This is a genomic window from Rhodococcus sp. G-MC3, from assembly GCF_030063335.1.
GTDB lineage: Bacteria > Actinomycetota > Actinomycetes > Mycobacteriales > Mycobacteriaceae > Rhodococcoides.
This window is the reverse complement of record NZ_JASISW010000005.1, coordinates 86587-107095: the sequence shown is the minus strand read 5'-3', so window position 1 is coordinate 107095 and position 20509 is coordinate 86587. Positions and strand designations below refer to the sequence as shown.

20 protein-coding genes are annotated in these 20509 nt (G+C 62.6%); 15 read left to right on the top strand and 5 right to left on the bottom strand.

The genetic code is table 11. The features are described 5' to 3' along the window. Positions 1 to 2 precede the first annotated feature (2 nt). Positions 3 to 1061 (bottom strand): glycerate kinase family protein, encoded by a 1059-nt coding sequence (locus QMK17_RS06795; protein ID WP_283507732.1) that lies wholly within the window; start codon positions 1059 to 1061, stop codon positions 3 to 5. A 128-nt stretch (positions 1062 to 1189) separates the two neighbouring features. Between QMK17_RS06795 and QMK17_RS06790 the strand changes: the two genes are divergently transcribed. The 4 genes from QMK17_RS06790 to QMK17_RS06775 are packed head-to-tail and all read left to right on the top strand — an operon-like array spanning position 1190 to position 4281. Then, the gene (locus tag QMK17_RS06790; protein ID WP_283507731.1) at positions 1190 to 1846 is read left to right on the top strand and encodes a DUF3043 domain-containing protein; all 657 of its coding nucleotides are present in this window, start codon (positions 1190 to 1192) and stop codon (positions 1844 to 1846) included. Between the two features lie 19 nt (positions 1847 to 1865). Beyond that, a complete protein-coding gene (gene cobU / locus QMK17_RS06785; protein ID WP_283507730.1) occupies positions 1866 to 2435 on the top strand; it encodes a bifunctional adenosylcobinamide kinase/adenosylcobinamide-phosphate guanylyltransferase in 570 nt (189 codons plus the stop codon). A gap of 11 nt (positions 2436 to 2446) precedes the next feature. Continuing rightward, entirely contained in the window at positions 2447 to 3526 is a 1080-nt protein-coding gene (gene cobT / locus QMK17_RS06780) for a nicotinate-nucleotide--dimethylbenzimidazole phosphoribosyltransferase (RefSeq protein ID WP_442972698.1), read from the top strand. A gap of 2 nt (positions 3527 to 3528) precedes the next feature. After that, positions 3529 to 4281, top strand: coding sequence for an adenosylcobinamide-GDP ribazoletransferase (locus QMK17_RS06775; RefSeq protein WP_283507728.1), 753 nt, complete (start codon positions 3529 to 3531; stop codon positions 4279 to 4281). Positions 4282 to 4324: 43 nt separating this feature from the next. Here the strand turns inward: QMK17_RS06775 and QMK17_RS06770 are convergent, their stop codons facing one another. Beyond that, a complete protein-coding gene (locus tag QMK17_RS06770) occupies positions 4325 to 5428 on the bottom strand; it encodes a branched-chain amino acid aminotransferase (RefSeq protein ID WP_283507727.1) in 1104 nt (367 codons plus the stop codon). A gap of 32 nt (positions 5429 to 5460) precedes the next feature. Next, complete coding sequence (gene gcvT, locus QMK17_RS06765) at positions 5461 to 6561, bottom strand: glycine cleavage system aminomethyltransferase GcvT (RefSeq protein WP_283507725.1); 1101 nt, start codon at positions 6559 to 6561, stop codon at positions 5461 to 5463. A gap of 95 nt (positions 6562 to 6656) precedes the next feature. Between gcvT and QMK17_RS06760 the strand changes: the two genes are divergently transcribed. Next, positions 6657 to 8171 carry a leucyl aminopeptidase gene (locus QMK17_RS06760; RefSeq protein ID WP_283507722.1) on the top strand — a complete coding sequence of 505 codons (1515 nt, stop codon included), beginning with the start codon at positions 6657 to 6659 and terminating at the stop codon, positions 8169 to 8171. A gap of 68 nt (positions 8172 to 8239) precedes the next feature. Here QMK17_RS06760 and QMK17_RS06755 read toward each other — a convergent pair whose 3' ends face one another. After that, positions 8240 to 8572: an oxidoreductase gene (locus tag QMK17_RS06755; protein WP_283507720.1), complete on the bottom strand. Its 333-nt coding sequence runs from the start codon at positions 8570 to 8572 to the stop codon at positions 8240 to 8242. A 429-nt stretch (positions 8573 to 9001) separates the two neighbouring features. On the opposite strand from QMK17_RS06755, the gene sucB reads away from it, so the two are divergent. From sucB to QMK17_RS06730, 5 genes are all read left to right on the top strand, one after another. After that, positions 9002 to 10774, top strand: a complete 1773-nt coding sequence (gene sucB, locus QMK17_RS06750) for a 2-oxoglutarate dehydrogenase, E2 component, dihydrolipoamide succinyltransferase (RefSeq protein WP_283507718.1) — start codon at positions 9002 to 9004, stop codon at positions 10772 to 10774. A 151-nt stretch (positions 10775 to 10925) separates the two neighbouring features. Further along, on the top strand, positions 10926 to 11816 hold the full coding sequence (locus tag QMK17_RS06745) for a TIGR01777 family oxidoreductase (RefSeq protein WP_283507716.1): 891 nt from the start codon (positions 10926 to 10928) through the stop codon (positions 11814 to 11816). A 37-nt stretch (positions 11817 to 11853) separates the two neighbouring features. Further along, positions 11854 to 12618, top strand: coding sequence for a lipoyl(octanoyl) transferase LipB (gene lipB / locus QMK17_RS06740; protein ID WP_283507714.1), 765 nt, complete (start codon positions 11854 to 11856; stop codon positions 12616 to 12618). Between the two features lie 10 nt (positions 12619 to 12628). After that, positions 12629 to 13642: a lipoyl synthase gene (gene lipA, locus QMK17_RS06735; protein WP_283507712.1), complete on the top strand. Its 1014-nt coding sequence runs from the start codon at positions 12629 to 12631 to the stop codon at positions 13640 to 13642. A gap of 55 nt (positions 13643 to 13697) precedes the next feature. Then, a complete protein-coding gene (locus tag QMK17_RS06730; RefSeq protein ID WP_283507710.1) occupies positions 13698 to 14453 on the top strand; it encodes a DUF4191 domain-containing protein in 756 nt (251 codons plus the stop codon). A gap of 54 nt (positions 14454 to 14507) precedes the next feature. Here the strand turns inward: QMK17_RS06730 and QMK17_RS06725 are convergent, their stop codons facing one another. Beyond that, entirely contained in the window at positions 14508 to 14978 is a 471-nt protein-coding gene (locus QMK17_RS06725; RefSeq protein ID WP_283507709.1) for an RDD family protein, read from the bottom strand. Between the two features lie 224 nt (positions 14979 to 15202). Here QMK17_RS06725 and glnA point away from each other — a divergent pair, with 224 nt between their 5' ends. From glnA to QMK17_RS06700, 5 genes are all read left to right on the top strand, one after another. Continuing rightward, entirely contained in the window at positions 15203 to 16639 is a 1437-nt protein-coding gene (gene glnA, locus QMK17_RS06720; RefSeq protein WP_283507707.1) for a type I glutamate--ammonia ligase, read from the top strand. Positions 16640 to 16855: 216 nt separating this feature from the next. Then, on the top strand, positions 16856 to 17506 hold the full coding sequence (locus QMK17_RS06715) for an ABC transporter permease (protein WP_283507706.1): 651 nt from the start codon (positions 16856 to 16858) through the stop codon (positions 17504 to 17506). Next, positions 17499 to 18704, top strand: coding sequence for an ABC transporter ATP-binding protein (locus QMK17_RS06710; protein WP_283507705.1), 1206 nt, complete (start codon positions 17499 to 17501; stop codon positions 18702 to 18704). Before QMK17_RS06715 ends, QMK17_RS06710 begins: the two co-directional genes overlap by 8 nt. 44 nt (positions 18705 to 18748) lie before the next feature. Next, on the top strand, positions 18749 to 19525 hold the full coding sequence (locus QMK17_RS06705) for an ABC transporter permease (RefSeq protein ID WP_283507993.1): 777 nt from the start codon (positions 18749 to 18751) through the stop codon (positions 19523 to 19525). Further along, entirely contained in the window at positions 19522 to 20499 is a 978-nt protein-coding gene (locus QMK17_RS06700; RefSeq protein ID WP_283507704.1) for a glycine betaine ABC transporter substrate-binding protein, read from the top strand. Before QMK17_RS06705 ends, QMK17_RS06700 begins: the two co-directional genes overlap by 4 nt. Positions 20500 to 20509 lie beyond the last annotated feature (10 nt).

The window sequence follows — 20509 nt, the reverse complement described above, 5'->3', positions numbered from 1 at the left end:
ATTCAGCGTCGGGGCTCGAACTCCGCCGCCGCAACACCTGCAAGGAGTTCGAGCTGATTCCCGGCGTCGGACATGGATTTCTCGATCGAGCCGGCGAATTCCGTCACCGAATAGGCGCGAGAAATCCCGGCGGACTCCAACTGTTGTGCATCGAGGAGCACCTGGCCCGCGAGAACAATCGACTCGATCCCGGATTCGCCACCTGCGGCCGCAAGCCTCGTCACCAGCTTGCCCCGAAGGGATTGCGAATCGAACTTCCCTTCACCGGTCACGACCAACTCGACCGACTCGATCATCGTCTGCTGGTCGGTCACCTCCGCGACGACCGCCGCCCCGGATTCACGACGACCGCCGAGCGCGAACAGTGCAGCGCCGATTCCACCGGCAGCTCCAGCGCCTGCCAGTTCCGCTACGTCGCGCCTTGCCCGGAATTCCAGCACCGCAGCCCAGTCTCTGTTGAGGCCTTCGAGTGTCTCGACCATCTCAGCGTCGGCACCTTTCTGCGGACCGAACACATGGGCGGCGCCAAATTCGCCGAGCAAGTGATTCTCCACGTCCGTCGCGGCAACGAGATCGACACCACGCAGGCGCTCGGTTGCTGCAGTCAGGCCGCCGAGCGCTCGAATCATGCCGCGGCCACCGTCAGTGCAACTGCTACCACCGAGGCCCACATACACGGTGTTCACTGTGTCTTCGCCCAGTGCGGCCGCGATCAGCTGCCCTACGCCGAAACTCGACGAATTCAATGCGCTCTGCAGTGTGGGCGGCCCACCGAGAAGCGCGAGTCCGCACGCCGATGCGGCCTCGATATACGCCGTCGAGCCGTCGAGTAGCCACGCAGCGTCGACGGTCCGGCCTACGGGGCCGTCCACCTCGAGATGCTTCACAGTGCCCAACCGAGTTGCGAGGACGTCGACGAACCCCGGTCCGCCATCCGATTGGGGCGCCAGCAGCACCTCGTCGTCAGGTCTGGCAGAGAGCCAGCCCCGCCCGATCGCATCGGCTGCCTCGGTCGCTGTCAACGTCTCACCGAACGAATCGGGAGCAACCATCACTCGCATCGTGTGGAGTCTATCGCGTAACATCCACGCCCGACTTCCGCTCTCGGCATGCCTACTGACGCCACCACCGGTAACCCTTCGACATGGCCGGTGTTCAACTATCGGCTGCCATCCCATAACCTGGGAGGGTGAAGTTGCTACGCCGCGGAAACTCTGACAATTCGGACGGAGACGATTCGAAGTCCGTCGAGTCTTCTGCCCCCATCGAGAGCTCGCCGGCGGAGTCCGTCGGCAAGGGCCGCCCCACGCCGAAACGGCGTGAGGCCGAGACGCGTCGCCGTGGCCCGGTGGCGCCGCCTCCGATGACCGGTAAAGAAGCACGCGAGCGCCGCAAGGCCAATCGCGGCAGCAAGGACGACCGCAAGCAGGCGTCATCCGAGCGCCGCGCAGCCTCTTCGGAACGCCGCGAACGGATGCTCGCGGGCGAGGACAAGTACCTGCTCCCCCGAGACAAGGGCCCGGTGCGTGCATTCACCAGAAATCTTGTCGATGCACGCAGAAACCTCGTCGGTCTTTTCATGCCCCTGGCGCTTCTGCTGATCTTCGCGCTGTTCCTCAGCCCAGGTGTGCAGGCGTTCGTGACCCTCGCAATGTTCGTGATGATGCTGTTCATGGTGATCGAGGGCGTTTACATCGGCCGCCAGATCAACAATCGGGTCCGTGAGCGGTTCCCCGACACCGAGGACGGCGGCTTCAAGCTCGGCTGGTACGCCTTCGTGCGCGCGTCTCAGCTGCGCAAGATGCGTGCACCCAAGCCACAGGTGGAGCGCGGCGCGGCTGTCTGAGCCGAGCCTTGACGACCCTGTGACACCGCCGCTGCGCACCCTCGTCCTCGGAGGTGCGCGATCAGGCAAATCCAGCCACGCCGAAGTACTCGTCGGTGTGGCCGGTCCGGTGAGGTACGTGGCAACGGGTCGCAGTGACCCGGGTGACACAGACTGGGAGGCTCGAATAGACGAGCACCGTCGACGCCGCCCGCCGGAGTGGACGACGGTCGAGAGTCCGACAGATCTGCCTGCCACCGTTCTCGTCGGCGATGGTGTCACGATCGTCGACGATCTCGGCACGTGGCTGACGGGTGTGCTCGACGACGAGGCAGCGTGGGATGCTCCACGCGGTACGGTTGCACCACTGGTCGATGCACTCGTCGATGCGGTGCGCCGATGCCGCCACCGTGTTGTCATGGTCAGCCCGGAGGTCGGTCTGAGCATTGTTCCCGACACCAAATCCGGACGGCTGTTCCGCGATGAACTCGGGGTTCTGAACCAGCGCCTTGCTGCTGTGTGCGACGAAGTCGTGCTTGTCGTCGCGGGCTTGCCCCTGACATTGAAGAGCGTCGACGCATCGAAGAATTCACGCGAATTCACGCCATGAAAGGTTCTGCTGTGACAGACATTTCCGAGCCGACCGAGATTCCAGCATCGCTGCGGCCGGTGTCTCCGCCCTCTGCCGAGGCCCGTGTTCAGGCATCGGAGCGTCAACAGAGACTCACCAAGCCTGCGGGTAGCCTCGGCCGACTCGAATATTTGGGTGAGTGGATTGCGGCGTGTCAGGATCTGTGCCCGCCGACACCGCTGTCGCGGCCTCGCGTTGTCGTATTCGCGGGCGACCACGGCGTTGCAGCCCACGGAGTATCCGCATACCCGAGCGAAGTCACCGGACAGATGGTGGCCAACTTCCTCGCGGGAGGTGCCGCGGTGAACGCATTGGCGCTCACCGCAGGTGCCTCGGTTCGGGTAGTGGATATCGCCGTGGCGAGCGATACCGATCCATCGATCAGCGCCCATAAGATCAGGCGGTCCAGCGGGTCGATCGACCGCGAGGACGCACTCACCGAGGACGAAGTACGCGCAGCGATCGACGCCGGAGCCGCAATCGCTGACGAGGAAGTGGACGGCGGCGCCGACCTGCTGATCGCAGGCGATATGGGAATTGGAAACACCACTCCTGCAACGGCATTGATTGCAGCACTCACCGACACCGAGCCGGTGGCAGCCGTCGGACGCGGTACCGGCGTCGACGATGCCGGATGGATCAGGAAGACAGCTGCGATTCGCGATGCCATGCGTCGTGCCCGTCCGGTGGTGAAAGATCCAGTCGCACTTCTGAAAGTCGCGGGCGGTGCCGATATCGCCGCGATGGCGGGGTTTCTCGCTCAGGCCGCACATCGTAGAACTCCGGTTATCTTGGACGGACTCGTGGTGACAGCCGCCGCCCTGGTTGCCGAGGAGTCTGCGCGCGGAGCGCGGGAGTGGTGGGTTGCGGGGCACCGATCCACCGAGCCCGCGCACTCGATCGCATTGCGGCATCTACGAATCGAGCCGTTGCTGGAACTCGACATGCGCCTCGGCGAAGGCTCGGGAGCACTGACTGCGCTGCCGCTCGTACACGCAGCGATTGCAACCCTGGCGAGCATGTCGACGTTCGCGGATGCGGGCGTCAGCACCGAGACCGCCGAGAGCTGACCATGCTGGTCGGTCCTCGGCTCGCACTGTCGTGGTTGACCGTCCTTCCAGTACGCGGACCGCACGACATCGGGCGCCGGGAGGCCGGTCGAGCGATCACCTCGACTCCCATTGTCGGGGTCTTGCTCGGCACGCTGTCGACGTTGCTGTTGTGGGTTTCACAGACCCTGTCGCTGGACGGAATTCTCGCTGGATTCCTCACGGTCGGCGCTTTGGCGCTTATGACCCGCGGAATGCACGTCGACGGTCTCGCCGACACAGCAGACGGATTGGGTTGCTATGGCCCGCCCGAGCGCGCCAGAGAAGTGATGCAGTCCGGCAGTGCCGGACCGTTCGGGATTGCCGCCATCACGGTCGTACTCGCCGTGCAGGCAACAGCATTCGGCGCACTCGCCGACGAGCACGCCTGGGTGTCGATCCTGCTTGCAGTCACAGCGGGGCGCGTCGCCGTCGTTGTTGCCTGCCGCCGCGGCATCTCGGCCGCGTCGGAGCGCGGCTTCGGTGCCCTGGTCGCAGGAACGCAGTCTCCGTTGATCGTCGCATTCTGGTCGGTCGCGGCTGTGGCGGCGTCCCTGGCAGCAGTGAACAGCCGGTGGTGGCAAGGGCCGATCGTGATGGCCGTCGCTCTCGGCGCAGGTGCACTCATCGTGCATCACTGCTGCAGTCGATTCGGCGGCATGAGTGGCGACGTGTTGGGAGCGGCAGTGGAGGTGACAACGTCGATCGTTGTGGTCGGGCTTCTCCTGGGCGGTTAGCTTCTCCTGGGCGGATAGCGTCTACTGGGCGGTCAGCATCGCGTCAGCCGAGAGCGGTCATCCACCCATGAGTGTCGGCGAAGGTCCCCCGCTGGATTCCCGTCAACGTATCGCGCAGAGCGAGCGTGATCTCACCGGGTTCGCCGTCAGCGATCGTGAACTCGCCGTCGGCGGACTTGACGCTGCCCACCGGGGTGATCACTGCGGCCGTGCCGCAGGCGAACACCTCGGTGATCTCACCGGACTCGGCCTTCTTCTGCCATTCCTCGGTGGAGATACGACGCTCTTGGACCGGGATGCCCGAATCGGTTGCCAACGCGAGCAACGAATCGCGAGTGATGCCGGGAAGGAGCGAACCGGAGAGCGATGGTGTTACCAGTCGCGCGTCCGATCCCGAGCCGAACACGAAGAACAAATTCATCCCGCCCATCTCCTCGACATACAGGCGTTCGATGGCATCGAGCCACACGACCTGATCGCACCCCTGGTCGCTCGCCTGTGCCTGCGCGAGAAGCGAGGCGGCGTAGTTGCCTGCGAACTTCGCTGCGCCGGTGCCACCCGGAGCGGCACGCACGTATTCGGTGGAAAGCCAGACGCTGACCGGCTTGACACCGCGAGGGAAGTAAGCGCCCGCCGGGGACGCGATGAGCATGTAGCGGTATGCATTTGCCGGTCGCACTCCAAGACCTGCCTCGGTGGAGAACATGAACGGACGAAGGTACAGCGCGTCCTCGCCGCCCGCCTCGGGAACCCACTCGTGATCGACGGCGAGCAACTGCTCGATCGAGGAGACGAACAGCTCTGCCGGTAGCTCAGGCATCGCAAGGCGCCGTGCGGATGTCTGGAAACGCTCGGCGTTGGAGCTCATCCGGAAAGACGCGAACTCGCCGCTCGGTTGACGGTAGACCTTGAGCCCCTCGAAGATCGCCTGTCCGTAATGCAACACCATCGCGGCAGGGTCGAGTTCGATCGGCGCATATGCGGTGATTGTCGGGTCGTACCACCCCTTGTCCGAGGTGTAATCGATGATCGCCATGTGGTCGGTGAAGAACTTCCCGAACCCCGGCGCAGCAAGTACCGCTTCCCTGGTCTCCGTCGATGTTGGAGACGGATGCTGCACACGGGTGAATTCGGGAACGCCAGTCATGGGTGAATCTTATCCAACGCCGGCAACGCTGCTCACTTGGTGTTCACCGAGACGAAGGGCGGCGCTACGATCTCGCACATCAGCGCGCGGCCACGCACGTCGACCTCGACTGCGTCTCCCGGACCAATCCCGGCCGATGAATCGACGAGTGCCAGCGCAATCCCCATTCCGAGTGACGGTGAAAACGTCCCCGACGTTGTAATTCCGATCGGCACTCCGTCACGTTGCACCGTCTGGCCCTGACGCAGAACACCACGATCGAGTGCTTTGACTCCACGAAGTACACGAGCAGGACCTGCCGCTTTTTCAGCGGTCAACGCTTCCTTGCCCCAGAAACTGTCTTTTTTCCAGCCGATTGCCCAGCCGCACCTCGCCTGCAACGGCGAGATGTCGAGCGAGAGTTCGTGTCCGTGCAGTGGATATCCCATTTCGGTGCGCAACGTATCGCGAGCGCCCAACCCAGCCACCTGGCCACCGGCGCCGCGAACGAGTTCGACCAGAGCGCGGAACAGTGCTTCGGCATCTGCCCAGGCCGGGATCAACTCGTAGCCGTGCTCGCCGGTGTAACCGGTTCGGCACACGCGCACGGGGCCGCCGTTCCACACGGCGTCCTCGAAGGACATGTACTCCATGTCGACGGGCAGACCAAGGGCTTCGACGACGGCTCGCGAGCCCGGGCCCTGTACAGCGAGCACACCGAACTCACGATGCTGATCGACGACGGTGATGCCTCCGGGCGCCCGTGCAGTGAGCGCGGCGACGACGTCGGCGGTGTTGGCCGCGTTGGGAACGAGGAAGACCTCGTTATCCGAAACGAAATATGCGATCAAGTCGTCCACAACACCGCCGGACTCGTTGCAGCACAACGTGTATTGCGCTTTACCCGAGCCAATTCGGCCCAGGTCGTTGGTGAAAGCGGAGTTCACGAATTCTGCTGCGCCGACCCCAGTGACGAGTGCCTTGCCCAGATGACTGACATCGAATACGCCGACACTCTCGCGGACGGCCCTGTGTTCGGCGACCACGCCCGCGTACGACACCGGCATTTCCCACCCCCCGAACGGAGCGAACGTCGCCCCAAGCTCAACATGGACGGTGTGGACGGGTCCGCGTACAAGTTCGTCTTCACTCATGGGTGCCAACGCTAGCGGACCGCAGGCACGCTGTGCCGGTGTCACTACGATCGAATGCGACCGACACAATCGATCCAATTTGTAGGAGCTGCCCCGTGCCTTCGACTTTCCCCCGCACCCTCGGACCGGAGCTGGTGCTGGCCGGCCGCATCGGCAAGAACATCGATGTTCTCGTCGTTGCGCTGAGCACCAGCGAAGACGGGCTCGAACTCGTCGTCACCGACGACATCCCCGACGCGTTTGCCTCCGAACTACTCGACTTGTTCGAGGCGGTCGGTGCGACAGGCAAGGCCGACGAGCTGACCCGGATTCCGGCACCGGACGAGTTGGCCGTCAGCAGCGTCCTGGCCGTCGGCCTCGGAAAGTCCGCGGACATCGACACCGAGCGGATCAGGAGCTCAGCCGGCACCGCCGCTCGCGCTCTGGCGGGAACAGCCACTGCCGCAACGACTTTGTCGGCGCTCGATCTCGGTGCAACCGCCGAAGGGTTCTTCCTCGGCGCGTACACGTTCACAGAATTCAAATCCGCACTCTCTGCACCCAAGCCCGACGCGGGGCCTCTCGGTCGCGTCGAGCTGCTCGTATCGAACCCGCGGGCACGGGACCCGAAAGCCGAACTGTCCCGATCGATCGCCATCGCGGAATCGGTCGCCATCGCACGTGATTTCGTCAACACTCCCCCGAGTCACTTGTACCCCGAGGCATTCGCTGACCGTGCCAAGGAACTCGGAACCGCGGCGGGCCTGAGCGTGCAGATACTCGATGACAAGGCACTGGAAAAAGGTGGATACGGAGGCATCTACGGTGTCGGTAAGGGTTCGTCGAGGTTGCCCAGGCTCGTGCGGCTGACGCACTCCGGAGGCAAGCGAAAGTCAAAGAAGGTTGCACTCGTCGGAAAGGGCATCACGTTCGACACGGGCGGCATCTCCATCAAGCCTGCCGCCGGCATGGAAAACATGACCTCCGACATGGCAGGTGCCGCAGCCGTCATCGCGACGATAGTCCTGGCGGCGAAAGTCGGTCTGCCACTCGACGTCGTCGCGACGGTTCCGATGGCCGAGAACATGCCGTCGGGGACGGCTCAGCGGCCGGGGGATGTGTTGACTCAGTACGGCGGAATCACTGTCGAGGTCATCAACACCGACGCCGAGGGCCGCTTGGTTCTTGCCGACGCGATGGTCCGAGCGTGTGAAGACGATCCCGATTACCTCATCGACACCGCTACGCTGACGGGCGCTCAGGTGGTCGCGCTCGGCAACCGGACTCCGGGAGTCATGGGCACCGACGATTTCCGCGACCGCGTCGCGGAAATCTCGCAATCTGTGGGTGAAGGTGGCTGGGCAATGCCGCTCCCCAGTGAAATTCGTCGCGAACTCGATTCCAAGGTCGCCGATCTCGCAAACGTCACCAATGGACGCGCGGGCGGCATGCTGGCGGCGGCCCTCTTTCTGAAGGAGTTCGTCGCCGAGGGCGTCGAGTGGGCACACATCGATGTCGCGGGCCCGGCGTACAACACGGGAGGGCCGTTCGGTTACAACGGCAAGGGCGGAACCGGAGTCCCCGTTCGAACGATGTTCGCAGTGCTAGAGGACATCGTCGAGAACGGCTAGTCGCACGGCGTACCCCGCTTCAGCGGCCACCGCCTCCCGCACGTGCATGTGCGGGAGGCGGAGTTCATCTACTTTCCTTCCGCCCTGCGTTTGAGAATCCGCTGCCTGGCGTCGTAGTCACGCATCCGCTGTGGGTAGCGGGTCTTGCGGACGTCGTAGACCGGAATCTTCAGATTGGGACCAAGTTTGCGGAGATTGCGCTCGTCGACGGCGCGCCTGGTCCACTCCCCGTCGTTCGCCACGAGAACAACCGTGACAGGGGTCACTGTCGTCTTGGGTTCGACGTACGCTTCCACGCCGATGCGTGCCACGGTCCAGGCTGCGAGATACTGCTCCGTCGAACCTTCCTTGGCGCCTCTACCTTTGCCGCTGCGTCGGGCGAAGCGATCGAACAAGCCCACTGCTTGACTCCTTCTCGTCGGTGCGTGTCACTGACGTCGTGATAGTTGGTTCCGGTGTTACTCGCCAGTTTGCCAGCACGACAGCAGCCCTCGGGGAACGCGACAACTCCGAAGATGGAAGGATGAAGATAGAGGGTTCAACTCTCGTTGTCGACAAAGATTGCCGATCGCCGAAGAAAGGTTGCCCGCGTGTCTGCTGTGAAGAGCCGCACACCGTGGATCGCCGTTTCGGCAAGCGAAGCCCAGACGCCTGAGTTGCGGACGTCCGTCGCGCCGATAATCGCAATTAACGCAAGTTTCGTCCGCGAACCTTGCAACGCCAGCACAATGGTGAGCGTCTACAAAGTGGTCAGCACCACACAATGGTCTACGACCACAAGTCGTAAGAACTAAATTTACCCGCATACAACTGTCGAGGAGTCAACAGACATGGCCTTCTCCGTCCAGATGCCAGCTCTTGGTGAGAGCGTCACCGAGGGAACTGTCACTAGGTGGCTCAAACAGGAGGGCGACACCGTCGAGGTCGACGAACCGTTGCTCGAAGTGTCGACCGACAAGGTCGACACCGAAATCCCGTCCCCTGTTGCTGGCGTTCTGACGAAGATCGTGGCTCAGGAAGACGACACGGTCGACATCGGTGGCGAGCTCGCTCAAATCGGTGAAGCAGGGGAAGAATCCGCGCCTGCCGAAGGTTCCGATTCCAAGCCCGCCGATCCCGAGCCCACCGATCCCGAGCCCGCAGCCGAGGAACCGACTCCCGCCGCGGAGCCCGAGCCACAGGCAGAGGAAGAAACTCCGGAGCAGCAGGCCCCCGCGGCCACGTCGGATTCCAGTGGATCCGGAACTCCGATCAAGATGCCCGAGCTCGGCGAATCCGTCACCGAGGGCACTGTCACTCGCTGGCTGAAGGCAGTCGGCGATGAGGTTGCTGTCGACGAGCCCCTGCTCGAGGTCTCGACCGACAAGGTCGACACCGAGATTCCTTCACCGGTTGCCGGAGTCCTTCTCGAGATCAGCGCCGAGGAAGACGACACCGTCGAGATCGGCGGCCAGCTGGCCGTCATCGGATCGGGCGCACCTGCCGAGAAGGCTCCCGAAAAGCCCGCACCGACACCCGAGCCGAAGCAGGAAGCACCCAAGGCCGAAGCACCCAAGGAAGCTCCCAAGCAGGAAGCACCCAAGGAAGCTCCTAAGCAGGAAGCACCCAAGGCTGAAGCACCCAAGCAGGAATCGCCCAAGGCATCCTCGGGCGATTCGACGCCCTACGTCACTCCCCTCGTTCGTAAGCTCGCTGCGGACAACGACGTCGACCTGTCGAGCGTCAAGGGAACTGGCGTCGGTGGACGCGTCCGTAAGCAGGATGTTCTGGCTGCTGCAGAGGCGAAGAACGCACCGGCGGAGGCGCCCGCCGCTGCACCCGCCGCGACTGCTGCATCTGCAGCGCCGGCAACCGCTGGGGTCAGGCCGGAGCTCGCGCATCTGCGCGGGACGACGCAGAGAATCAACCGCATCCGTCAGATCACGGCCAAGAAGACCCGCGAATCGCTGCAGAGCACGGCGCAGCTCACGCAGACCTTCGAGGTCGATGTCACCACGATTGCTGCACTGCGCACCAAGGCCAAATCCACGTTCCAGAAGAACGAGGGCGTCAACCTGACGTACCTGCCGTTCTTCGCGAAGGCCGTCGTCGAAGCACTGAAGGCGCACCCGAACGTCAATGCCAGCATCGACGAGGACAAGAAGGAGATCACCTACCACGCCGATGTCCATCTCGGCATCGCCGTGGACACCGATCAGGGTCTGCTCTCCCCCGTCATCCACAATGCGGGTGACTTGTCCCTCGCGGGCCTGGCTCGCGCCATCGCCGACATCGCATCCCGTGCACGCACGGGCGGACTGAAGCCCGACGAGCTGTCCGGTGGCACCTTCACGATTACCAACATCGGTAGCCAGGGTGCGTTGTTCGACACCCCGATCCTGGTTCCGCCGCAGGCGGCCATGCTCGGAACGGGCGCAATTGTCAAACGTCCGGTCGTTGTCAAGGACAGCGAGGGCAACGAGTCCATCGGTGTTCGTTCGATGGTCTACTTGCCGCTGACCTACGATCACCGTCTCGTCGACGGTGCCGATGCCGGTCGATTCCTCACCACGATCAAGCAGCGTCTCGAAGTTGCTTCGTTCCAAGCTGATCTGGGTATCTAGACGCAGCACCCGAACCGCGCATTTCTGTACCCTTGGGGCGCAGATACATGTTCGACCCGGGCCCTGAAGACAACGGGGACTAGAACATCAGTCGGGGCACCATCCGCAATGCGGGTGGTGCCCCGAACCTGTCGAGGAGGCTGTCGAATTCATGCGTGTTGTCATTGCTGGTTCTTCGGGTTTGATTGGCACCGCGCTCGTCGCGTCGTTGCGCGGAAACGGCCATGAAGTTGTCAGGCTGGTTCGTCGCACGCCAGCGGGGCCGGACGAATTTCAATGGGACCCTCCTCAGGGGGAGGTGAGCGAACGCGCCCTGCGCTCCGCCGGCGCGGTCGTTAATCTGTGCGGCGTCGGGATCGGCGACAAACGGTGGTCCGGTGCCTACAAACAGCAAGTCCGTGACAGTCGCATCACACCCACCGAGGTGCTGGCTCAAGCATGCGCGAGGTTCGATGTGCCGACGCTGGTGAACGCCAGCGGTATCAATTTCTACGGCGACACCGGCGACCGAGTGGTGGACGAGTCCGGTGCAGTCGGTTCTGGGTTCCTCGCGGAAGTGTGTCGAGATTGGGAAGCGGCGACTTCGGCGGCCACGGAGGCAGGGGTGCGAACGATCCTGCTGCGCAGCGGCGTCGTATTGTCACGTCGAGGCGGAATGATGGACAAATTGCGGCCTCTGTATCTCCTTGCTCTGGGCGGTCGACTCGGTAGCGGTAGACAATATTTCCCGTGGATCTCGCTCGACGACGAGATCGGCGCGATCCTGCATGTGATCGAGAACGAGGCCGTGTCGGGACCGGTCAACATGGTAGGGCCTGCTCCCGTCACGAACGCGCAGTTCAACAGCGCTCTTTCCCGTGCAATCAAAAGGCCCGCACCGTGGCCGGTACCGGGGTTCGCGCTGCGCATCGTTATCGGCGAGTTCGCCGAAGAGGCAATTCTCACCGGGCCGAGAGCCATCCCGAAGGTGCTCGAAGACACCGGTTTCACCTTCGAACACAACACCGTCGGTGAAGCACTGAGGATGGCCGTCGGCCGCTGAGATGTCCATGAATACCGACGGCGTAACGTCGACAACTATGAGCAACGCTGGAATCTCCGCCCGGGAGAGTTCGGAACCGGTCGACGTTCGCGAAATCGGAACGGTCGAATACCTCGAGGCCTGGGAGCGCCAGCGCGAACTTGCCGACATGCGCGCGAACGGCAAAGGCCGCGACACTCTTTTGTTGCTCGAGCATCCTTCGGTCTTCACAGCGGGACGCCGAACTTCGCCCGAGGACCGCCCAAAGGACGGCACCCCCGTCATCGAGGTCGATCGCGGCGGCAAGATCACATGGCACGGGCCGGGCCAACTCGTCGGCTACCCCATCATCAAACTTGCGCAGCCGATCGACGTCGTCAAATATGTACGTCGCATCGAAGAGGCATTGATCTCGGTCTGTACCGATCTGGGTATCGCCTGCGGTCGCATCGACGGCCGGTCCGGGGTCTGGCTGGCCGCGGAGGTGCGCGGTGCAGCAGTGTTGCCCGAGCGCAAAATTGCCGCGATCGGCGTTCGGGTACAGCGCGGGGTCGCGATGCACGGCTTCTCGTTGAACTGCAACTCCTCGACGTCCGGATTCGACGCGATCGTTCCGTGCGGAATCGCCGACGCGGGCGTGACGTCACTGTCCGCCGAGTTGGGACGCGACGTGTCGATTTCAGACGTAGTTCCAGCTGTAACCACGGCGATCCTCACTGCTCTCGACGGTATCCTCGCAGTCGCCGATCACCCGGTCACGCGCACTGAGTTGATGCCGGTGGCACGTAACCCTCAGTTCACCACGACCAGGTTCGGCGCGTAGCATCGAATCTGTGACTGTGGCCCCAGAAGGACGCAAATTGCTCCGCCTCGAGATCCGAAACGCGGAGACCCCGATCGAACGCAAGCCCAATTGGATCAAGACCAAAGCGAAGATGGGTCCGGAGTACACCGAGCTCAAAGGTTTGGTCAAACGAGAAGGCCTGCATACGGTATGCGAAGAAGCCGGCTGCCCCAACATTTACGAATGCTGGGAAGACCGCGAGGCGACCTTCTTGATCGGTGGCGAACAGTGCACGCGCCGTTGCGATTTCTGCCAGATCGACACCGGTAAGCCGGATGACCTCGATCGCGACGAGCCACGGCGCGTCGCCGAGAGCGTTCAGGCGATGGGTCTGCGCTACTCCACGATCACCGGCGTCGCCCGCGACGATCTCCCCGATGGCGGCGCATGGTTGTACGCCGAAACCGTGCGATACATCAAGAAGTTGAACCCGAATACGGGCGTCGAACTCCTGATTCCAGACTTCAACGCCAAGCCCGATCAGCTCGCCGAGGTGTTCTCGTCCCGTCCCGAGGTGCTCGCCCACAATGTCGAGACCGTGCCGCGCATCTTCAAGCGAATTCGTCCCGCCTTCCGCTACCAGCGGTCGATGGACGTCATCACCGCAGCGCGAAACGACGGACTCGTCACCAAATCCAATCTGATTCTCGGCATGGGTGAGACACCCGAAGAGGTTCAGGAAGCAATCCGAGATCTGCACGACGCCGGATGCGACATTTTGACGATCACCCAGTACCTGAGGCCGTCGCCTCGCCACCACCCGGTCGAGCGGTGGGTCAAGCCGCAGGAATTCGTCGACCACTCCGAGTACGCCACGTCGATCGGCTTCGCCGGCGTTCTGGGCGGGCCCCTCGTCCGCTCGTCGTACCGCGCCGGCCGGCTCTACGCACAGGCAATGGAGCACCACGGTCGTACGCTTCCCGAGTCGATGGCACACCTCACCGAGGGCGGCGAAGCCTCCCAGGAGGCCAGCTCGCTGATGGCTCGGCTCGCAGCACGCTGATCTGAGTTCCAGCGCGATGCGAAAGGACGTCCGCGCGGGACGTATCCTGGGAAGCATGGCGAACGGCAGTAAAGCGGGCAAAGCAGGAAAGCCCAGCAAAGAAGCAAAGGCGGCAGCGAAAGCTGCTCGTAAGCAGGCATCCAAGGAACGGCGGAGTCAGCTCTGGCAGGCGTTCCAGATGCAGCGGAAAGAAGACAAGCTGCTTCTCCCGCTGATGATCGGTTCGATCGTCGGTATCGCCATCGTGGCGTTTCTGGTCGGTCTGATCTTCGGCGTCGAGTGGTTCCTGTTGCCGTTCGGTGTGTTGGTCGGTGTGCTGGTGGCTTTCATCATCTTCGGTCGCCGCGTTCAGAAGTCGGTGTACAAAAAAGCCGACGGCCAAGCAGGCGCCGCCGCTTGGGCCCTGGACAATCTGCGTGGCTCGTGGCGAGTCACCAATGCGATCGCCGGCACAACGCAACTCGACGCAGTCCACCGCGTAATCGGCAAGCCTGGCGTGATCCTCGTTGCCGAAGGTGCCCCGCAACGCGTCAAATCGCTGCTGGCGCAAGAGAAGAAAAAGACAGCGCGCCTCGTCGGCGACACTCCGATCTACGACGTCGTCATCGGTAACGGTGAAAATCAGATTCCGCTGTCGGGACTTCAGAAGTACCTGACCAAGCTTCCGAACAACATCGACACCAAGCGCATGGACACCATCGAATCGCGCCTCGCGGCCCTCGGAACCAAGGGTGGACCTGCCATGCCGAAGGGTCCGATCCCGGGCGGAGCCAAGATGAAAGGCGTACAGCGCACTATCAAGCGCCGCTGATCTTCGAACAGGGCTCTTTCACGGTCATGCTGCCCCGGTGCCACTCACGAGCGGTCACCGACCGAGCAGCATGGCCGTTCCTGTTGCTCGGTCGTGCATCCCACGGCCGTCCTGGTCCGAGATCACTGCCGGGAACACGAAGAGAATGAAGAACGTGCGCACGAGCGCACGCACGAATCCGACGCGCGCTGCCGCGTCGATGCGGGTGACCTGGATGCCCGCCACAAGCTGCCCTGGCGTGAAGGAGAAGATGCTTACGGCTCCGACCCCCACCACGAACCAGACGAGAAGCGTGATGGTGGACAGGGACTGATCGATGGAGAAGACGTTGACGATCAGCGCTGCGATGCCCATCGACATCAGCCAGTCGATCAGCAGCGCCGCGATTCTTCGTCCCAGTCCCGCCAGTGCGCCGGGTCCGTCCGAGGGCAACCCGAGCCACTCACCCGGATAGCTCTGCTCCGTCCCGTCGTCGGAGCGGGCCGCATTGGGTCCGGACAACCAGGAGCCTGTAATTCGTGCCATGACTACAAGAATAAGCGCCGGGCCAATGGGCCGGACCGAGCGCCACCGTATGGTGTGGGGCAGAGCACGACGCTTTGTCGTTCTTCCCGATCGAGAGGGTCGCCACTCGTTGGAGATGCGTGCACGGAGCACGACGTGTAACACGGGCGAAACACATTCTTGACCAGCGGGCAACACCAAGTCCATAACGTGCAGGTCGACGAACTCAACAAAGGAGTAACAGCGTGGCGTTCACCACGGCCGAAGAGGTCATCAAGTTCATCGCCGACGAAAATATCGAGTACGTGGATATCCGGTTCACGGACCTTCCAGGTATTCAGCAGCACTTTTCGATCCCGGCTTCTGCGTTCACGCAGGATGTCTTCGAAGACGGCCTCGCATTCGACGGCTCGTCCGTCCGCGGCTTCCAGTCCATCCACGAGTCGGACATGATGCTTCTGCCCGACGTGACGACTGCGCAGGTGGATCCGTTCCGCGCTGCGAAGACTCTCAACGTCAACTTCTTCGTACACGACCCGTTCACACGTGAGTCGTACAGCCGCGACCCCCGCAACGTGGCGCGCAAGGCCGAGGAGTACTTGGTTTCCACCGGCATCGCCGATACCGCGTTCTTCGGCGCCGAGGCCGAGTTCTACATCTTCGACTCGGTTCGCTACGACTCGGGAATCAACGCCGCCTTCTACGAACTCGACTCCATCTCGGGTTCCTGGAACACCGGGGTCGAAACCAACGCAGACGGCAGCCCCAACCTGGGCTACAAGGTGCGCGCCAAGGGTGGATACTTCCCCGTCGCACCGTACGACCACTACGTCGATTTGCGCGACGAGATCTCAACGAACCTGCAGAACGCGGGCTTCGAGCTCGAGCGTGGCCACCACGAGGTCGGCACCGGCGGCCAGCAGGAGATCAACTACAAGTTCAACACGCTGCTTGCTGCTGCTGACGACCTTCAGCTGTTCAAGTACATCGTCAAGAACACTGCCTGGCAGCACGGTAAGTCGGCCACGTTCATGCCGAAGCCGCTCTTCGGTGACAACGGTTCGGGCATGCACGTCCACCAGTCCCTGTGGAAAGACGGAAAGCCGCTCTTCCACGACGAGGCCGGATACGCCGGACTCTCCGATCTGGCCCGGCACTACATCGGCGGCATCCTGCACCACGCTCCGTCACTGTTGGCGTTCACGAACCCGACCGTCAACTCGTACCACCGCTTGGTGCCGGGCTACGAAGCCCCCATCAACCTGGTCTACAGCCAGCGCAACCGCTCCGCTGCCGTGCGTATCCCGATCACGGGAAACAACCCGAAGGCCAAGCGCCTCGAGTTCCGCGCACCGGACAGCTCGGGCAACCCGTACCTGAACTTCGCCGCTCAGATGATGGCGGGCCTGGACGGAATCAAGAACAAGATCGAGCCGCAGGCACCTGTCGACAAGGACCTGTACGAGTTGCCGCCCGAGGAAGCCAAGAACATTCCTCAGGCACCGACGTCGCTCGAGGCCGTCATCGACCGCCTCGAAGCCGATCACGAGTACCTCACCGAGGGTGGCGTGTTCACGACCGACCTGATCGAGACCTGGATCTCGCTCAAGCGCGAGCAGGAAATCGCTCCGGTCAACCTGCGTCCGCACCCGTACGAGTTCCAGCTGTACTACGACGTGTAAACACCGGGACGTGTAAACACCGGCGGTCGTAGCTGGCGCACCAAGCCGCCCGTTCTGAGGTTTTTCATCAGGACGGGCGGTTTTCTGTATACACACGGTAACGAGTTTCCGAATATAGGTTTACGTACGGTCTGTTTCAGCCACTCTCGAACCGACGGATTGTCCGTATTCGGAAAATAAGACCGTTCACTCGGGAAGAGGGTGGGTTTACCTTCGATGGACACGCTCTGGAATTTCGTGTCGGTGCGACGTCAACAGTTGCTGACCGACTCTTACCTTCACGTCTCGGCCGTCGTTCAATCAATCATCATTGCGACGATCGTGGCAATCTTGGTTGGCATTTTGGTGTATCGCTCCCCCGCCGGATCTGCAATTGCCACGGCATTGGCGAGCACCATTCTGACGGTGCCGTCCTTTGCACTGCTCGGCTTGCTGATTCCGATCCTCGGGCTCGGAGTCGCACCGACGATCACCGCTCTCGTCCTGTATGCGCTACTGCCGATCATCAGAAACACCATCATCGGGCTGGCCTCCGTCGACCCGGCGGTGACCGATGCAGCCAAAGGCGTCGGGCTCAACCGCGTTCGGATACTCACCCGTATCGAGATGCCACTGGCGTGGCCGTCGATCCTTGCCGGTATGCGGGTCAGTACCCAGATGATCTTCGGCATCCTCGCGATCGCCGCGTATGCGAAGGGTCCCGGCCTGGGCAACCTGATCTTCTCGGGCCTCTCCCGTGTCGGCAGCCCCAACGCGGTGCCCCAGGCCCTCGTCGGAACCGTTCTCATCGTCGTTCTCGCACTCATCGTCGACGGCATTCTCGTCCTCGTCGGTCGTCTCACAACCTCTAGGGGACTCCGTGACTGAAACATCCAAGAACCAGCACGTATCCGGCGTCGATATCGTTCTCGATTCCGTGAGCAAGAGGTATCCCGGGCAGAAGGACGCGGCTGTGGACAACGTGTCCCTGACGGTCCCCGCAGGCGAGACCGTGGTGTTCGTCGGGCCTTCGGGCTGCGGAAAAACCACCACGATGCGGATGATCAACCGTTTGATCGAACCGTCGTCGGGCAAGATCACGATCGACGGTAAAGATGCACTGTCCATCGACCCAGATGAGCTCCGCCGCGGAATCGGATACTCGATTCAGCAGGCCGGGCTTTTTCCGCACCTGACGATCGCCAAGAACGTCGGTACCGTTCCCGGTTTGATCGGCTGGGACAAGAAGAGGATCGCGGCGCGAACGGACGAGATGCTCGACCTCGTCGGTCTCGACCCCGACACCTACCGGAACCGTTACCCGAGGCAGTTGTCCGGTGGTCAGCAGCAACGCGTCGGTGTTGCCCGCGCTCTCGCGGCCGATCCCCCGGTTCTGCTGATGGATGAGCCCTTCGGCGCAGTCGATCCCATCACACGCGGGCTCCTTCAGGACGAATTGATGCGTCTGCAATCCGAACTCGGCAAGACGATCGTATTCGTCACCCACGATTTCAACGAGGCCGTGAAACTCGGTGATCGCATCGCTGTGCTGGGCAACCAGTCGTCGATCATGCAGTACGACACCCCGGAAGCGATTCTGGCGAATCCTGCGAACGACACCGTCGCCGGCTTCGTGGGTGCGGATGCGTCACTGAAACAGTTGACGCTCACTCGCATTCGCGATGTCCGTCTGCTGCAGTGCCCAACGGCGAAAGAGAGCGATCCGGTCGACGACATTCGATCGAAGATCGCCTCCCGCAAGTGGCAGTGGGGCTTGATTCTCGATGACCGCGACAGGCCAGTCCGGTGGGTCTCGCCCGGTCATCTCGCGACGGCGTCCTCACTCCGCGGTATCGGAGTTCCGATCGGAGAGCTCGTGTCGTACCAGTCCACCCTGCAGGACGGCTTGGAGGCTCTGCTCGCCGAGAGCACCGCGTCCACCGTCGTGACCGGGAAGCGTGGCGAGTACATCGGTCTGATCTCGATCGACACACTCGTCGGGCATCTTCAGAAGATGCGCGAAGCGCACGAGCACGATCACGACGACCAGGACATCCCCGGCGCGTCCGAAGAGGCACCGGCATGACCGTAGCCGACACACGACACGATGCGGTCCCCGAAGCACCTGAGATGGAAGCTCCGCCGGATGCGGGCGCATCCGAGCGCAGCGCTGCCAAGCGCGCTGAACGGATCCGCTTGCTGGTCCAGCCAGCCATAGTCGCCATCCTCGTCGCGGGAGTCCTGATCTGGGCGTTCAGTCGTGAGCTGACCGCAACACAGCAGGGCAGCATCAGCATGTCCAACATCGCGACGCTGACGTGGCAGCACATCCTGCTCACAGCGGCTGTAGTCGTGATCGTCGTGATCATCGCGGTCCCGCTCGGCACTCTGCTGACTCGACCCGGGTACACGAAACTCGCGCCGTTCTTCGTGGGCATCGCCAACATCGGCGCCGCAGCCCCTGCGATCGGACTGCTCGTATTGTTCTATCTCGCCACACGACAGACAGGCTTCTGGATCGGGGTGCTTCCCATTGCGTTCTACTCGCTGCTTCCAGTGCTGCGCAATACGATCCTCGGCTATCAGGAAGTCGACAGGACGCTGATCGACGCGGGCCGCGGCCAGGGTATGTCGGCCATGACCGTTCTGCGTAAGGTCGAGTTTCCGATGGCCGTCCCGTACATCCTTGCCGGACTGCGCACGTCCCTCGTTCTCGCCGTCGGAACGGCCACGTTGTGCTTCCTCGTCAGCGCAGGTGGACTCGGGATCCTCATCGACACCGGATACAAGCTGCGCGACAATGTGACTCTCATCGTCGGTGCCGTTCTTGCGGTTTCGCTCGCACTGTTCATCGACTGGCTCGGTGCCTTGGCCGAGCAGTTCCTCGGGCCGAAGGGACTGCGATGAGAAACATCACGAAGTCCATCGCCGCACTCGCGATGTCGGGAGTACTGCTGACCGGATGCGGACTCGAGTCCGGCGGTGCTCTGCCACTCGCAGTCGGTCCCAGCAGCATCCAGCCGGTTCCCGAACTCGACGGCGTCAAGATCACAGTCGGGTCCAAGGACTTCACCGAGCAGATCACGCTGGGCTACATCATCGAGTTCGCGATGGCGGCGGCGGGCGCCGACGTGCGCGATCTTACGAACATTCAGGGCTCCAACAGCACTCGCGACGCTCAACTCGACGGTCAGATCGACATCACGTACGAATACACGGGCACAGGATGGATCAACTATCTCGGAAACGAGACTCCACTTCCCGATCCGACGGAACAATTCGAAGCTGTTCGCGACGCGGATCTCGAAGCCAACGACATGGTGTGGACCGACCCGGCGCCGATGAACAACACGTATGCCCTCGCGATGAACAAGCAGACGGCGGAACAGACCGGGGTGAAGACTCTGTCCGACTACGCACGGCTCGTCCAGACCGATCCCGCCGCGGCCACCACATGCGTCGAGACCGAGTTCAACGTTCGTCAGGACGGCTACCCGGGCATGGCGGCGAAATACGAGTTCGACGCAGGCGCCGCACCCAGACAGATCTTGCAGACCGGTATCATCTACCAGGCAACTGCTGACGGAAACCAGTGCAAATTCGGTGAGGTGTTCACCACCGACGGAAGGATCATCGCGCTCGATCTCGTTCTACTGGAGGACGACCGAGCGTTCTTCCCGAAGTACAATCCCGCGCTGGTGATGAAGAAGGCCTTCGCCGACGCGCACCCCGAGATTGCCGAAGTGATGGCACCTATTTCCGAGAAGCTCACCGACAGCGTCATGACGGAACTCAATCGACAGGTCGATGTCGAGGGCAACGAGCCTGCAGATGTCGCACGCGACTGGCTAGTCTCCGAAGGGTTCGTTACGGCCGAGTAGTTCGGCGACA